General features: G+C 55.7%; 15 protein-coding genes. 4 read left to right on the top strand and 11 right to left on the bottom strand.

Annotated elements, in window-relative coordinates; translation table 11 throughout:
• Window positions 1-3: 3 nt before the first annotated feature.
• From CRO19_RS17640 to CRO19_RS17615, 6 genes are all read right to left on the bottom strand, one after another.
• On the bottom strand, window positions 4-1,689 hold the full coding sequence (locus CRO19_RS17640; RefSeq protein ID WP_097097002.1) for an OmpA family protein: 1,686 nt from the start codon (window positions 1,687-1,689) through the stop codon (window positions 4-6).
• Window positions 1,686-2,360 carry a type VI secretion system protein TssL, short form gene (gene tssL / locus CRO19_RS17635; RefSeq protein WP_097097001.1) on the bottom strand — a complete coding sequence of 225 codons (675 nt, stop codon included), beginning with the start codon at window positions 2,358-2,360 and terminating at the stop codon, window positions 1,686-1,688. Before tssL ends, CRO19_RS17640 begins: the two co-directional genes overlap by 4 nt.
• Window positions 2,357-3,697 (bottom strand): type VI secretion system baseplate subunit TssK, encoded by a 1,341-nt coding sequence (gene tssK / locus CRO19_RS17630; protein WP_097097000.1) that lies wholly within the window; start codon window positions 3,695-3,697, stop codon window positions 2,357-2,359. Before tssK ends, tssL begins: the two co-directional genes overlap by 4 nt.
• 15 nt (window positions 3,698-3,712) lie before the next feature.
• Window positions 3,713-5,260 carry a type VI secretion system contractile sheath large subunit gene (gene tssC, locus CRO19_RS17625; protein ID WP_097096999.1) on the bottom strand — a complete coding sequence of 516 codons (1,548 nt, stop codon included), beginning with the start codon at window positions 5,258-5,260 and terminating at the stop codon, window positions 3,713-3,715.
• Window positions 5,261-5,289: 29 nt separating this feature from the next.
• The gene (gene tssB / locus CRO19_RS17620) at window positions 5,290-5,787 is read right to left on the bottom strand and encodes a type VI secretion system contractile sheath small subunit (protein ID WP_097096998.1); all 498 of its coding nucleotides are present in this window, start codon (window positions 5,785-5,787) and stop codon (window positions 5,290-5,292) included.
• Between the two features lie 356 nt (window positions 5,788-6,143).
• The gene (locus CRO19_RS17615; protein ID WP_097096997.1) at window positions 6,144-6,818 is read right to left on the bottom strand and encodes a GntR family transcriptional regulator; all 675 of its coding nucleotides are present in this window, start codon (window positions 6,816-6,818) and stop codon (window positions 6,144-6,146) included.
• Between the two features lie 114 nt (window positions 6,819-6,932).
• Here CRO19_RS17615 and CRO19_RS17610 point away from each other — a divergent pair, with 114 nt between their 5' ends.
• From CRO19_RS17610 to CRO19_RS17595, 4 genes are read left to right on the top strand one after another with little or no spacing between them, the layout of a single operon-like run.
• Window positions 6,933-7,613, top strand: coding sequence for a DUF2848 domain-containing protein (locus CRO19_RS17610; RefSeq protein ID WP_097096996.1), 681 nt, complete (start codon window positions 6,933-6,935; stop codon window positions 7,611-7,613).
• Window positions 7,614-7,624: 11 nt separating this feature from the next.
• Window positions 7,625-8,968, top strand: coding sequence for an amidase (locus CRO19_RS17605; protein ID WP_097096995.1), 1,344 nt, complete (start codon window positions 7,625-7,627; stop codon window positions 8,966-8,968).
• A gap of 2 nt (window positions 8,969-8,970) precedes the next feature.
• Entirely contained in the window at window positions 8,971-9,606 is a 636-nt protein-coding gene (locus CRO19_RS17600; protein ID WP_097096994.1) for a DUF4286 family protein, read from the top strand.
• Window positions 9,599-10,912 (top strand): MFS transporter, encoded by a 1,314-nt coding sequence (locus CRO19_RS17595; protein ID WP_097096993.1) that lies wholly within the window; start codon window positions 9,599-9,601, stop codon window positions 10,910-10,912. Before CRO19_RS17600 ends, CRO19_RS17595 begins: the two co-directional genes overlap by 8 nt.
• A 75-nt stretch (window positions 10,913-10,987) precedes the next feature.
• On the opposite strand, the gene CRO19_RS17590 is transcribed toward CRO19_RS17595, so the two are convergent.
• From CRO19_RS17590 to CRO19_RS17570, 5 genes are all read right to left on the bottom strand, one after another.
• A complete protein-coding gene (locus CRO19_RS17590) occupies window positions 10,988-11,191 on the bottom strand; it encodes a hypothetical protein (RefSeq protein ID WP_097096992.1) in 204 nt (67 codons plus the stop codon).
• A gap of 61 nt (window positions 11,192-11,252) precedes the next feature.
• Window positions 11,253-11,723 carry a TetR/AcrR family transcriptional regulator gene (locus tag CRO19_RS17585; RefSeq protein WP_505543740.1) on the bottom strand — a complete coding sequence of 157 codons (471 nt, stop codon included), beginning with the start codon at window positions 11,721-11,723 and terminating at the stop codon, window positions 11,253-11,255.
• Between the two features lie 308 nt (window positions 11,724-12,031).
• The gene (locus CRO19_RS17580; protein ID WP_097096990.1) at window positions 12,032-12,310 is read right to left on the bottom strand and encodes a hypothetical protein; all 279 of its coding nucleotides are present in this window, start codon (window positions 12,308-12,310) and stop codon (window positions 12,032-12,034) included.
• A 343-nt stretch (window positions 12,311-12,653) separates the two neighbouring features.
• Window positions 12,654-13,862: a multidrug effflux MFS transporter gene (locus tag CRO19_RS17575; protein WP_097096989.1), complete on the bottom strand. Its 1,209-nt coding sequence runs from the start codon at window positions 13,860-13,862 to the stop codon at window positions 12,654-12,656.
• Between the two features lie 520 nt (window positions 13,863-14,382).
• Window positions 14,383-15,762, bottom strand: a complete 1,380-nt coding sequence (locus CRO19_RS17570; RefSeq protein ID WP_097096988.1) for an NtaA/DmoA family FMN-dependent monooxygenase — start codon at window positions 15,760-15,762, stop codon at window positions 14,383-14,385.
• Window positions 15,763-15,775: the final 13 nt, after the last annotated feature.

The raw sequence follows: 15,775 nt of genomic DNA, 5'->3' as shown, positions 1-15,775 counted from the left end.
GTGTTACTCCTTTTCTTCATGATTACCGTCACCATCCTGTGATGACGGAGGGAAAGCGCCCGGTGCCTGACAAGCGTCAGCTTGAGGCACGAGACTGATCTCAACGCGCCGGTTTGCTGCGCGCCCCTCGGCGGTTGCGTTGCTCGCCATCGGGCGACTCTGGCCAAACCCCTGTACCGCAAAACAACTCTCATCCACATCACCGGTATCACGTATCCATTCGCGGACTGCGTCAGCACGCTTCAGTGAGAGTTTTTGGTTCAGCAACACATTGCCGGTGTCGTCGGTATGGCCCGCTACCACAATCAACCAACCTGGCTTCGCCTTAACGTTAACCAGTGCGTTAACTAACACTTTGGTTGAGCCCGTTTTCAGGACGGATTTGCCCGAATCAAACAGCGACATGGCATTCAGTCTTACCAGCGTGGGTTGAGGTTTGGGCGCAGGTATGGGTTTGGGTTCTGGCAGCCAGGTGCCGATGGCACGCAATACGGGCAGGTGAAGATAACTCCCCTGGTAAAGGCCTAGCCCAAACCGTAATGGCGCACCCTGCCGTGCATACTTATCTAGCTGCTTCGCGTCATCACGCAGGACCTCAACCGCCGCCAGTTTTGGCGCGTAGTCCGTCATGGCGATGCGGTAATAATGTCCGAGGTCAAACGCGATGCGCTGGATCAACGATTGATTGTTCATGGCAACCGCACACAGGGCGATAGCTGTAGAAACTGCGAATGCATTAAGCGCCATGCGCAGTGCACGCATGCGTGGCGTCAGGCCACGGCCTTGCGGCAGCAACGGAAGGACAAACTCCGGAAGAATGGTTGCAGCGTCAGTAGCAGAACCGGCGCTGGCGATCGTGGTGTGCAGCAGCAGCCATGCACGCCACAGCGAATCGTGCTCCGCATCCAGTGTGCCGGGTTGCAGTTGCATCATGATAGCGCCGGGTTTCACTGAGGCGACGTCGGTATGCGAATCTGTCAGTACACGCAGCACATGCTGGCGTAACCACGCATCCAGTGAGTTGAGCAGGATATACTGCTGCATCGCTGTTGCGCCGCCCGCCTGCATCCATTCATCTAAGCCGCGCGGTGAGGCACCATCCAGCCAGATTTGTGGACGCCTTTCCGCCAGCTGCACCTGCCAGAGTGGAGCCGTACACAAGGTCATCGCGCCAGCAACCGCCACATTAATCAGCAGCGGTAGTGCCTGGCAGGTTTCACGGCGCAGTAGCGCAATTTGCCAGCGGAGGGCAAAGAGTTCATTTTCCAGCACTGCGTTGTCATGCTGCTGCTGCGGAATGATGCTCATACAGATGGAAATCTGGCAGCCCCAGCCGGGACGCATCTGCAATAATTGACGCACGTTGTGCTGCAGTTCGCTGCTATCTACTACGCGAATAAAGCAACCCTGCGGCAAAAGACGCACTGGCTCCGCTTCAGACAGACCATGATCGCCGCAGCACAGCACCACCGGATGCCGGTAAGTCGCAGCGGGTAAATCACTCCATAACTGGCCGGTTGCTTTTATGCGGCGTCCAGAAAGCTTTAACATCACTGTGCCGATAATCAGCGTAATGGTCAGCAAAAGCAGAATGGCGGAGCTGCGTGCCACCGGTAGAAACAGCAGGCACAACACGGCGGCGAGCAGCCATATCCAGAGCGCCAGTAAGCGCTGAAGCAACGGCGTCATCCTTTCACTCCAGGCAACAGCGTTGTGATCAGGTGATCCAGCCAGTGGTTTAGTCCCCACCACAGTGCCGCCAGCAGCAGTGCTGTCAGTCCAATTCGCACCGGCCAAAGGCTTAACCAGCCCATGCTCAGCCCACCGTGTGCCAACGACAGCAAAGGCGCATCTGCTGGGCGCGTGAAGGGAGGCACGCGTTTAGCCAGCGCTGTCATCAACTGCTGACGGGCGGGCGCATCTGCAGAGGCATAACCACCCAGAAAGCCCAGCAGCATCACGCGATGAAAGCAGGTCAGCACTAGCGGATCCGCTTCGGGCTGGGCCAGCACCTGCTGCATGCGGTCGCACAGGGTTTCGCCCGCGTCCATGGTGTGTAGAAAGTGCCCCTGCAGCGGCATGTGATACCACTGTAAGCAAGCATCATCCTGCACCCCGCGCCCTTTTACCGCTTCATCCAGCAGCGCGCACTGAGCCAGAAGAATGTCATGACAACCCTCGCGACTCACACCCGCTTCCCGTAGCACACGCTGCACATGCTCGGCATCTGCGACGCAGCGTTGCCAAAGGGTCAGTCCTCCGTCTTCAGTAAATTCTGGCCCGTGCCGCAGGCTGATTACCTGCAGCCAGGTATTTTGCAGCAGCGCATCAATGTCGATGGTTTGTGAGGGTGTACTCATGATCTCAGCACCGCAAAGAGTTCCAGTTCCGGGTCACCCAGCGTGCCGGGGACGTAAAACATGCAGCTACCGCTCTCCAGCATTGCTCGTGCCGCCGGGTGAGACAGATCCAGTGAGAAATACTGATTCTCCAGACGCAGCGGAATAGCAGCCGGAACGTGGCTGAGCGGTTTTAGAGGGATACCCAGCTGCGAGCTATTGACCAGCGCGATGACGTCATCAGGGCTACCCGCTTTACACTGGCGCGGGAATTGCTCTTGCAGCTGGACCAACGGCAGTGGAGAACGTACGGAAAGATAGAAATCGGCTTCTTCGCGCAGGCGGGGATCGTTCAGGCGCGCATGCCACTGACGCAGCCGACGATCGTGGGTCATTTCAATCGCCACCATGCGCGACGGCAGGCTGGCTTCGAGCAGCGTACCTAGCAAGCTGAACAACGGCGGAAAAACGTCGTTCAGGTTGTCATGCCGGTAAGCAGGAATGGCACTGACCTGATGCTCCAGCGAAAATGTCAGCAGGCTGCCCGCCAGTCTTGCCAGCTCAGGATAGAGCCGCTCCGGCGGACTTTGCGGATGACGCACAAAATCGGCCAGCACCGGTTCAGCGCTGTTAAGCGCATTCAACAGCCAAAACAATGACACATCAGCAACGGCAAAATCGGCCATACGTTGATTGCTTTCGCGGCGCATCGCCATCAAGCGTGCCAGCCGTGCACCTAGTTGTGTTATGAGTAGATCCAACGCGGTGATAAGCCATGGACTCGACTTCATCATCAGCAGCGGCGGTAGGAATTTATCGTCCAGCATCCAGCCACCCTGCGCGTCTTGCTGCAGGCGAGCCACCGGGCAGGTCAGCCAGTCGCTGTTGTCCTGATGCGCATAACGCAGCGTCAACTCGGGTTGCAATACCGCCACCTGCCGGGTGTCATCCCCGAACAGATTGCGAACATCACGCCAACGCTGGCGAAAACGCACCGGGCGTTCAGCCACGTCGCTTTCCTGCAGACAATTGCCGCCGCTGGCGTAGAACTGCGGCAGCGCCAGAACAACCGTCACTTCCTTCTGCTCCGCCTCAAGCGTTAGCGTGGGGGGAAGCGGATCGGCGTTTTGTGTATCCACCAACGTGCCATCGCTGAATCGCAGGTGCAGATGGCGCGGCTGCAAACGCCCGAGTTTCAGCGCCTCTGGCTCAAACTCCGCCTGCAGCACGCCCCAGGGTTGATTAAGGCCCATACGCGCGATGCATTCGCTCTGCCACGCCTGCCAGGCAGACTGCTGCTGAAAGTGTTGAGGCGAGATCATGGTGCCCCGGCCCCAAAGTGGTTGCTCTGTTTTCATCCCTGATCTCCGCCCTTACGCTTTCGCTTTCGGCATCTGCGACACCAGCGACAGGTTCACGTCCATGCCTTCCACCTGGAAGTGCGGGATGGCGAACAGCTTGACGCGGAAGAAGCCCGGATTGTCTTCGATATCTTCCACCAGCACTTTCGCATCGCGCAGCGGATGTGAAGACTGTAGCTCGTCGCCCGGATCGGTCATCTCGGTGACCAGCGTGCGCACCCAAGTGTTCAGCTCCAGTTCTAGCAAGCGGCGATCTTTGGTAGTGCCGATGTTTTCGCGCTGGATCAGCTTCAGATAGTGCGCGATGCGCGACAGCAGGAAGATATAAGGCAAACGCGCATTGATGCGGCTGTTGGCGGTGGCATCGGCGGTATCGTAGATCGCCGGTTTCTGCGTCGAATTGGCCGAGAAGAAGCAGGCGTAGTCGCGGTTCTTGTAGTAAGAGAGCGGGATAAAGCCGAGATTGGCGAACTCAAACTCGCGCGTTTCCGGGATCATGACTTCAGACGGGATTTTCACCTGGTTGCCGGTGCCGAGATCGTACAGATGGATCGGCAGATCCTGGACTGCCCCACCCGCCTGCGGACCGCGGATTTGTACGCACCAGCCGTTGCTGATGAAGCTCTGCACCATGTTGGCGGCGAAAGCGAACGAAGCGTTGGTCCACAGGTATTTGTCGTGGTCCGGACCTTTCACCTCTTCCACATAATTGAAGCTGCGCACCGGCACGGTGTCCGGGCCGTACGGCAGGCGACCGAGCACACGCGGCATGGTCAGCCCGATATAGCGCGCGTCGTCGGTGTCACGGAAGGATTTCCATTTGATGTATTCGGCGCGGTCAAAGTAGTTGCCGATATCTTTTATGGCCGCCACCTCTTCCATCGAATCTTTCAGGAAGAACTGCGGGCCAACCGAACCGATAAACGGCATGTGCGCCGAAGCAGCGACTTTCGACAGGTTACGCAGCAGCGCCACGTCCTGCGCGGAGGCATCAAACTCATAGGCAGAAATCACCGCGCCAATCGGCTCGCCGCCCGGCGTGTCGTATTCAGCCACATAGGTTTGCAGATAAAGGCCGCTCTGGATGATTTCCGGCGCATCTTCAAAGTCCTGACGCAGGTCATCTTTCGACACGTCGAGCACTTCAATTTTCACGTTCTGCCGGAAGTCGGTTTTATCCACCAGCGATTTCAGGCCGCGCCACGCCGATTCTACCTTCTGGAATTCGTCGTGATGCATCACCGCATCCAGCTGGCGGCTGATCTGGCGATCAAGCTCGGCGATATGATGATCCAGCAGGTTTTTATCCAGCTTCTCGACTTTTGCGCCGCTGATTTTTAAGCGCGTCAGAAACACCTGCATCGCAGCGGTGACGCGCTCGTCAGCGGTGGCATCTGACATCGCCTGGCTGTCCTGCCAGACGTTCAGATCGCTCAGCTCGGAGACCGGATTAAGGTTGATTTTTTCAAATAGCGAAGCGTATACGCCACCTGCCGCCGGGCGATCCAGCACGGTGGTTGCGCCATTAGCATGGGTTTCATTCTGAACTGACATCAGCATTCTCTCTCTATAGTCCGTTACGGGGATGATCAGGCTTGATCGGTGGCCAGCGCAGACAGCTCGCTACGCAGTTCGTCGCTCAGTGCGGGATCTTTCAGGATGGCTTCAAGCTCTTTGCGGAAGGTGACGTTATCCAGCAGGTTCGATTTGAGGTCGCGCAGCAGATTACGCATTGCCAGCATGGCGCGCAGCTGCGGGATTTGACGGGCGACCTGCTCCGGCTCAAAGTCCTTCATGTCGCGGAAGTTCAGCGCCACGTTCTCTTCGCTGCCGTCGCCGGCCAGGGTGTTGGGCACGATGAGGTTAACGGAAGGTGCGATGTCGGCCAGCACGCTGTTGAAGTTGTTCTTATTGACGTTGATTTTTTCGCGCTCAGACAGCGGGCGATCTTCCTGGGCGTTACTGAAATCACCGGTGACCAGCAATTTGAGCGGCAGCTCGGTTTTTTTCGCACTGCCGCCGGTGTGCAGGTCAAGTTTGAGGTTGATACGTGCTTTAGGGATTTCATTCTGATAAGAGTTGCTCATATTTACTCCTTGTAAAAATGGCGCGGAAAGCACGCATAGGCACACTTTCCCTGTGTGTTTCGCCGGGAATATATATGAGGTCGCATCAGTAAAGCAACGCACAGCGCTGTCGCTTTATTCCTGTTTTTTATAGGAAATTTCTTGGAATTTCACTTAAGTCATTGAGGGTTTTTAGAAAATCGATTAGGAATTCTCCTAAATAAAAATCTATTTTTTTGATCCATACGACACAAGAGGGGATTTTTCTGAGGGAAATAATACAATTTTGCTAATTATTGGCTGGGTAGGCGTTTTACTCACCCGCCCAGCCCTCGGTTAAGCACTGCCGCCGGCACACCATCATTATAATAGGCCGTTCAGTTATTCAGCAGAGCCTGTTTGAAAGAGTAGATATGAATGCGTGCCGCGTCTTCCGCCTGCTCGGCATCGCCCTTCTCCAGCGCCGCAATAATTGCCTCATGTTCAGCAATAACTTCATTCATATGTGCGGCGCTCGACAGTGTCGTCGCCCAGAAGCGTTGTGCCTGAGCATGAATGATGCTCAGGATATCGGCCAGACGGCTATTGGCTGCAATATCCGCCAGCACCTGATGGAACTCGCGGTCAAGCAGCATCATCTGTTCCCGATCGTGTAATTCACTGGCGCGGGCAATGCGCTGGTTAATTTCCCGTAAATAGGTAATCTGCGCAGCGTTGACGCGCTGCGTCGCCAGACGTAGGCACAGCGCTTCATTAACCAGCCGCACTTCTATTAACTCCAGCGCATCATCCATTGACAGCGGCGACACCATCACACCCTTACGCGGAATGATCTGCAATAAACCTTCGGTTTCCAGCCTGTGCACGGCCTGATTGATAGGTGTTCTGCCCATCTCAAGATCATTCATTACCTGCGCGATATTGAGATAGTCCCCGGGCTTGTACCGCAGGGTGATTAAGCGGTGTTTAAAAGCCAGATAGGCTCGTTCATTGAGAGAAATACTCTTTGGGCTGGTTGGCGAGCTCACATTTTCAGCAATCACATTACTCATCGCGCAAATCCTTATTAGGTAACTGAGACATATTACACAAAAACCTGGCATGAAAATGGCTAGATTGAAATCACTGTGAAATTTCACACGAATTTCTCAAATGGAGATCAAACCATGCAATTACGTTTTACAACTGATAACGCAGACGCAGCAGTACTGGACGTTGAGGTCAAAGAGCTGGTTATCGCTGGCTGGGTGGGCCGCGATCGGGCAGCCGTGTTGCACCATATCAGGGAGCTGGAAGCACTTGGCGTGCCCGCTCCTGGTGCGGTGCCGCTGTTTTATCGCGTTGCGACGAATCAGCTCAGCCAGCAAATACGCCTGGAAGTGGTGGGCGAGGAAACCTCCGGCGAAGCCGAGCCCTTTGTGTTTTTCCATCGCGGCGAGTATTGGGTTTCACTGATCTCAGACCACACCGATCGCCATCTGGAAACCTTTAGCGTGGCGCTATCAAAGCAGGCCTGCATTAAACCTGTCGCCGGACACGCCTGGCGCCTGTCAGAAGTGAAAGCGCATTGGGATCGGCTGGAGCTCCGCGCTTGGATCAAAACAAACGGTGATTGGATTACCTATCAGCAAGGCGCCCTATCCGCTCTTCTCACGCCAATGGATTTATTAAACCGCTATTTTACTGATCGTCAGGTTGAAGAAGGTTTTGCTATGTCATGCGGCACGCTTAGCGCGATCGGTGGCATTCGCCCTTCGAGCGAGTTTGGCATGGCGCTGCACGACCCGCTGCTCAACCGCACGCTGGAACATACCTATATTACTGGCTCGCTGCCGGTCATCGCCTAAAAGGAACCTCTATGACAACGTTATGGCAAGCGAGCCAGCAACTGCTCGCCGGGCACATCACGCCCGAAACGTTAGTGTCTGATGCTCTGCACGCCATCGCGGCGGAGTCCGGCGAAGGTAAACGCGTCTTTACCCAAACCTATCTGGCCGAGGCGCAGCAGCAAGCTCGGCAGGCGAACGCGCGCTGGCAACAGCACCAGCCAAATAGCGCGATCGATGGGCTGCCGATCAGCATCAAAGATCTGTTTGATGTCGCCGGCGAAGTGACGCTCGCCGGCTCGCGTTTACTCAGCAATGCTGCAAAGGCAACGTCTAACGCCAGCATGGTAGAACGGCTGCGCCAGGCGGGAGCAGCCATCGTCGGCAAAACCAATATGACCGAATTCGCTTTTACCGGTCTTGGTATTAACCCGCATTACGGCACGCCCGCCAATCCGTGGCAGCGCACTGAACAGCGAATCCCCGGCGGCTCTTCTTCCGGGGCCGCCGTGGCCGTGGCCGATGGCATGTGTCTGGCGGCGGTCGGTACCGATACCGGCGGCTCCGTGCGTATTCCCGCTGCGCTGTGCGGCTTAACCGGTTTCAAACCCAGCGCCAGTCGTATTGATCAAACCGGAACCTTGCCGCTGGCCGTGTCGCTCGACAGCATTGGTGTGATTGCCCATGATGTGCGCAGTTGCTGGCTGCTCGATAGCGTGATTGCCGACGAACCGCTGGCCATTGATGAACGCCACCTTTCTGACGCACATTTCGTTATCCCGCAAACGCGCGTGCTGGAAGGCCTTGATCAACATGTCAGTGCGGCATGGCTGCACGCACTCGGGCAGCTTCGTGCGCAGGGCGTAACGCTGACTGAACTGCCCCTGCACGAACTGGCAGAGCTTGAAACGATCAACTCGCGCGGCGGTATCACGGCCTGGGAAGCCTGGCAATGGCATCAGCATTACGTTCATTCTCAGCCCGATGCCTACGATCCGCAGGTCCTGACGCGCATTAAACGCGGTAGCTTGCTAACCCACGAAGAGGCAAGCGCGCTGTACCAGCAGCGAGCTGACTGGAAACAGCGCGTTGAGAACGCGATTGCGCCCTTTGATGGCATGTTAATGCCCACGGTGCCGCTTATCGCCCCCACTCTTGACGAACTTAACGATCCTGCGCGCTACATGCAGGTCAACATGCTGATGCTGCGCAATACCAGCGTGATCAACATGCTGGATGGCTGTTCGATCTCTCTCCCCTGCCATCAACCTGGCGCTGCACCGGTTGGCCTGATGCTGTCCTCAACCCATGGCAACGATGCTGCATTACTCAGCTGGGCTGCCGCGATTGAAACCACCCTGAAACGGAGTATCTGATCATGACTCAACCCCATGGCATGCTGTTTGTCGCCACCCATATCGATGCTGCAGATGAAGCGGATTTCAACCAATGGTATGACCACGAGCACGTGGAGGAGCGCGTTGCCATCACAGGTTTCCTTTCTGGCACACGCTATCAGTCCTTAGAGGCGGAGCGGAAGTATCTCGGTCTGTATGAAACAGAATCGCTTGAGGCCTTCACCAGCGCGGATTATCACGCAGCCTTCATGCGTCAGACGGAATGGTCGGTGAAAAATCTCAACAACATGATCAATCCCATGCGCCGGGTGTGCGCCATCACCCACCAGCATGGTCAGGGCACTGGCAGCCATCTGGCGGTGCTGACGCTTACGTCAGGAACAGATGTTGCATTACTGGACGGCTGGCAAAAAAGCGTGCAGCAAACGCCGGGCTATATCGCTTCGCGTTTGTTAACGCCAGATACCACGTTGAGCTCCCCTCTTCCCCGGGAAAATAGGGGAAATCGCCCCATGCATCCCATGCTGCTAGTGACCTGCCGCGACGTGCAGATATGTAAAACCCTCGCCGCCAGCGCCGCTCAGGCGCTGAATGCAGACGCTCAGCTTTACTCCCTCAGCTGGCAGTTAACCAAACAGGAGATGGCACATGGCTAATACCGATTCGACACTGCAGCACCCTGCACGCGAGCGCACTGGCCACGCCAAAACCGGTCGCCTTGCGGCGGCCAGCTCGATTGGCACGGCACTCGAGTGGTATGACTTTACGGTTTATAACATCATGGCCGCGTTGGTGTTTAACCACGTATTTTTCCCTGACTTCGATCCACTCGTCGGCACCATCCTGGCGTTTTCCACCTATGCGGTGGGTTACGTCTCACGTCCGGTAGGCGGGATGATTTTTGGCCATCTGGGTGACGTAGCTGGCCGCAAAGCGGTGCTGATCACCACGCTGGTCATTATGGGCGTCACTACCGCGCTCATGGGCCTGCTGCCCGGCTATGCGGTGTGGGGGATCTGGAGTCCGTTGCTGCTGGTGGCATTGCGTTTTATTCAGGGTATCGCGCTGGGCGGTGAATGGGCTGGTGCGGTGCTACTTTCCATGGAACATGGCGATGCCAGTAAACGCGGGCGTAATGCTTCGTTCGCACAGGTTGGGCCTTCCTGCGGCACGTTAATTGGTACCGGATTTATCACGCTGGTCACGGTGGCGTTAAGCGGTGAACAGTTCCAGCAGTGGGGATGGCGTATTCCCTTCCTGTTGAGCCTGCTGCTGGTAACCTTTGGCTTGTGGCTGCGTCGCGGCGTTGAAGAGACGCCAACCTTTGTCGCGATGCAACAAGCCGAGAAAACCACCCATACGCCGCTGAAAGAGGTGTTCCTTCGCTATCCGCGCGAGTTGCTGATCGCGGGGGGATCGCGCATTGGCTCGGATGTGTTGTACGCGCTGGTAGTGGTGTTTACGCTGACCTACGTCACCACGGTGCTGCAATTGCCGCGTCCGCTGGCCCTAATGGCCACCATGCTGGGCGCGATAGGCAATGCGATTACCGTACCGATGTTTGGCGCGCTTTCAGATAAGTTAGGCCGCCGACCAGTCTACATTGTCGGTGCTTTGCTAGCGATTGTCTGGTCATTTGTCTTCTTCGTCCTGCTCGACAGCTCGCAACCGGTGCTGATCGTGCTGGCGGTGATCGTTGGCCTATTGATTCATGCGGTGATGTATGGCCCGCAGGCAGCATTTGTGACCGAGCAGTTCCCCAGCCATGTGCGTTACGCGGGTTCTTCGCTGGCCTATACGCTAGCGGGTATTATCGGAGGTGGCTTTGCGCCGCTGATTATTACCTCTCTGTATAAGGAGATGGGTAGCACGCTGTGGGTGTCGCTGTATGTCAGCCTGGCGTTACTGATTACGCTTTTTGCGCTGTGGAAAGCGAAAGAGACAGCGCACCGACCGCTGTAATTCGCTTATTGAGTTTGGCGAGGGAGTGCCAACTTTCAGCCCAGGAGAGCAGAATGTTCCGCACCATCGAGTGGATTAATGCAGTTTTTTGGCCAGAATACGAATCGCTTTCTCACAGGCGCTTTTCGTCTTGCTGTCTGACGAGCGTAAGCTCAAACGGTACAGGGCACCAATCAGTTCCTGTACGCTAAGCGCCTCATCGGGCCGGAGAATATGTGAAACCACGCGCCCTACCAGTGCACGAATATCATCCGTAATGTCTGTATCTTCGTCTTTCACTTGCCCTCCTGCCTCACGCTTCGCTTATTTAGGAAGTGCCCACCTCCTAATTAGACAAATGTTAATCCAGCAACTTCATGACTAACTTGATGGTCTCTGGTTCATCTTTTACATCGGCGATCTTGCCTACTACCCGCATACCGAAGGCGATGCACAGAATCAATCCTGCCGCGGTATCGGTATCCAGTTTTTGCGAGACCGATCCATCTTCCTGCCCGAGTCGCAGTAAAGAAGCGAGAAAGTTTTTATTACGCATCACCGCCTCACTCACCAGCTGCGACAAGTCGTCATCTAACACCTGCAGTTCAATCGCGCTGCCAACCACCAGGCACCCGGTTCGTCCCTCCACGGCCCGAGCAGAATCGAGGTAAAACTGCAGCAGCTCAGCGAGTTTTTCGCGACCCGTTGTAACCCGCGACAGCCGTTGACGCAGGTCCGCGTTGCGCACCGAAAGGTAGCGTTCAAACACGTTAAGAAACAGACTGCGTTTATCTTTAAAGGCTTTATAAATGCTACCGGCCGTTAATCCCATGGCGTCGCCCAGGTCATGCATGGAGGCAGCATGAAAACCTTTTTGCCGAAAAACGATCATCGCTTTATCCAGGGCCTGGTCGATATCAAACTCTCTCGGGCGGCCCCGTTCTCGGCTTTTCGCTTCGGTGGTTAACGTTTTAGGCATAGTTGACGCATGACGTATGGCTGGTTTCCAAAAGTGGTCGGCTGGTTCTTTGCAGCGCTAACTTTATCGCAATAGAGAAGAGAATGTACACCTGTTTGCTGTTAATTCATTATATAACCGAGAGTTACGTAATCATTAAGCGGGGAACTGCACTGTCGAAGTCAGTGTTTAGTGGAATCATCTGCCGCGATGTTTTTAGCAAAGAAGCTCATTACACCCTCGCCAGATTTCTGATTGTTGTTCATTTCACTGCCGGTCTTAATCGTCTCAAGCGCTAGCCTGGCAACGCGTTTTTTTTCTGGCGTGTCAGCGGCATGCAGCATTTTCTCTAATTGTCCGATGAGCGTGGCGCGCGAAACCGGCGCATCCTCATTAAATAATTCAATAACAGCTTCGCCGATTAAGATGTCGCACAACTTTTTATCATCACTATTTTTCATGGAGTTCTCTGTAACCGTCTTGACCAATCCTGGCCGGAGGATCCTGACTTTGCAGAGCATACCGATTGAGCAAAAAACGTCAAATGCTAAAAAGAGGAGGTTTAATCAACATTCAATAAATAGAAACGCTTGTGGCATTTTCATTAAGTGCCACAAGCTTTATAGCGATTAGCCGCCAACACGCGCCTGCAACGCTGTGGGATACCGTTCACCCATGACTTTGATGGTGTCTAACGCTTGAGGATTGTTTTAATTGGACACGGTAATCAGCCAGGGTTTATTAACTGCATCCATGAGTTGCCCCTTCTGGTGATGCCCACTCAACCTCCTCTTAATCAAAACATTAAGCGGATTTGACCGTGGCGGCGCTGAGCGCCATCACCGCGCTTGCCACGGTAAACAGCGCGATAATCCACGCCATGGTCCAGGGCGTACCATCGCTGAGTAGCGCCAGCAGCAACGACGAGATAATGCCGCTGCCGTATTGCAGCGAGCCGATGAGCGCCGAGGCGGAACCCGCCATAGTTGGCACGGTATCCATGGCGGCGGCCGTGGAGGTTGCCGCGATAATGCCGTTCATCGAGAAGAACACAAACACCGGCAGAATAATCATCAGGATGCCGCCGAAGGCCAGTTTGGCGCTCAGCGCCAAAATTAACGCAGCGAGGGTGGCGGTAGTCACCGCCATTTTGAGCAGGGATTCCAGCGGATAGCGGTGCACTAAACGCCGGTTCACCATGCTTACCGCCATTAACCCCACCACATTCAGCGCGAACAGCCAGCCATAATGCTGCGCATCAATGCCGAAATAGGTGATGTAAACAAACGGCGAGCCGGTAATAAAGGCGTAAGCCGCCACGTAGTAGAACGCCACGCACAGCGTAAAGCGCATGAAATGGCGGTTTTTCAATAGGGCAAAATAGTTGCTAAACGCTCCGGTGAGCGACGCTTTTACCCGCTTGTCCGCCGGTAAGGTTTCGGGCAACCAGCACATTAGTATCAGCATGACGCAGCCAATGGCCGCCAGCAGCCAAAAAATCGTGTGCCACGAGGTGACTTTGATCATCTGCCCGCCCAGCAGCGGCCCGGCAATCGGTGCAATCGCCATGACAACAATTAGCGTGGAGAGCATCTGCGCAGCGCGGGTGCGCGCAAAGAGATCGCGGATCATCGCGCGCGCCAGCATTGGTCCGGTACAGGTCCCTAACGCCTGAAACACGCGCCAGAACACAATCTGCGTAATATCGCTGGAGAGCGCACAGCCCACAGAACCGATCACAAACAGCACCAATCCGATAAACAGCGGCACTTTGCGGCCAAAATGGTCGCTGAGCGGCCCCCAGATGAGCTGGGCAATACAGAAGCCGATAAGAAATCCGGTAATGGTCAGTTCGGCGTCGCCGTGCAGCTCTTGCGCCACCAGCGGCATGGCAGGCAGATAGATATCCGTGGATAACGAGGTGATCGCCATCAACGCACTCAGAATGAGGATAAAGGGCAAACCGCTCGATTTGACGATAAAGGATTGAGAACGCGTGGAGGCGTGATCCATATTGAATTCCAGAGAGATCGAATTCGCCTATAGTAGCGGATGGGATGGTGAAGATAATGGCCTGAAAGAGGATTGCGCCTATGAGTAGGATTCATTAATTAGCGGTCGCCATGAATGGCGACCCTACAGGCGTTACAGCGATGATGATTAAGAAATACGCATTGATGCGGCAGCATGGGTGCTGAGGCGACATCCCAGCCCGCTGAGCGAGTGAGGGATTCCAGGGCGAGCCGCAGGGATGCGGCGAGAGTCGGCGCTGAGCAGGAGCGAATCGCCGCCGGTCCGTCAGGAATCGTGAGGGAGCGAAGGCACCGCGTAGCGGCGGGATGGGCTGGCGCAGGGCCGGGGAGTGAAGAGGGCGTGGCCCAGACGCCCTTTTCTCGGTCGCCGCACGGCTGAACTGAAACTGCCCCAGCCGATGGCGAACGAAAGTCGCTCAGTGCTTAACTGCTCGGCCTTACGCCTTGATTGGTGACCGCACGATTTTGTAGGGTGCGCATTAATGCGCACCGGGTAACATTTAACCCAACGTTAATTTCCTTTGCGGATGCGACGCTGGCAGCCTGCTCTCTTTGCCAAAAATCTTCTCGCGCAGCGTGCCGGGCTTATACGCCTTCTGCGCCAGACCGCGCTTCTGCAATACCGGCACCACATGCTCAACCCACTCATCCCACCAGCCGAGCGTGGTGACAGGCACCACGTTAAAGCCATCCACACCCGCATCCGCAAACTGCTGCACGCGATCGGCGATCTGCTCTGGCGTACCGGCAAAACGACCCGGCAGCAGCGCGTGCTGGATCAGGTACTCACGCCACGTCAGCACGCGCCCCTGCCCGTAATCCGCATCTACCGCAATGCGAAATTTCGAGCGCATATGCTGGCTAAACTCCTCGCGGCGGCTGAGCTCGGTTAACGGCGTATCAGGATCGATATTCGCCAGATCGATGCCAGAGCCGCCGCTGTAGAACCCCTGCAGCGCGTTGATATCAATGTTGTCGAACAGATATTGCTGCTTGCGCTTTGCCTCCTCCTCGGTGGATCCGATCACGGTAGAAAGCATCACCAGTTTTTTCAAATCCTCAGGCTGACGACCGTAATCCACCACATCCTGATTCAGGATGGCGATATCTTTGCGCGCGGTATCCGGCGTTTGTGATGGCAGGAATGTGACCTCGGCATTACGGGCGGCAAAGCGACGTCCGGCGTCGGAGTTGCCGGCCTGGAAGAACACCGGGCTACGCTGCGGCGACGGCTCAACAATGTGCGGCCCCTCCACGCGATAGCGCTTGCCCACATGGTTAATTTTGTGAATTTTATCGGCATCGAAAAAGCGATTGGTGGCGGGATCGTGCAGCACCGCGCCCTCTTCCCACGACAGCTCCCACAGTTTGTACGCCACATCCAGATACTCTTGCGCCCATTCGTAGCGCTCGTCGTGCGGCACGATGTCCTGATAACCGTAGTTACGGAAGCCGTTGGAGAGATACGAAGTGACGATATTCCAGCCAATGCGACCGCGGGTAAACTCATCCAGCGAGGAGATCTGGCGTGCAAACGAGAACGGGTGCGCCTGAATCACGTTGCTGGTCACCACCAATCCCAGATTCTCCGTGGCCAGCCCCAGCGCCGAGAGGATGGTGATCGGATCGGGTTCGGGGAACTGCGTGCCGGCGCTGATGGTGGTTTTGCCATCGCCATATTCGATGTCGTAAACCCCCACCACATCGGCAATGAACAAGGTATCAAACAGCCCTTTCTCCAGGGTTTTCACCGTCTTTACGTAGGCATCCAGCTGGTTGTAGCCATACTGCACCTGGCCTTCCGGCGTGCGCCAGTAGCCGTGGCTGTGGTGGTTGGGCGTGAGGTGCAAAAATCCGTTATAAATCAGTTCGCGTGACATGTTCGCTCCGGTA

The sequence above is a fragment of the Candidatus Pantoea floridensis genome, from assembly GCF_900215435.1.
In the GTDB taxonomy this organism is placed as follows: domain Bacteria; phylum Pseudomonadota; class Gammaproteobacteria; order Enterobacterales; family Enterobacteriaceae; genus Pantoea; species Pantoea floridensis.
Note: the sequence above shows the minus strand (reverse complement) of the source record. Positions and strands in the feature narration are given on the sequence as shown.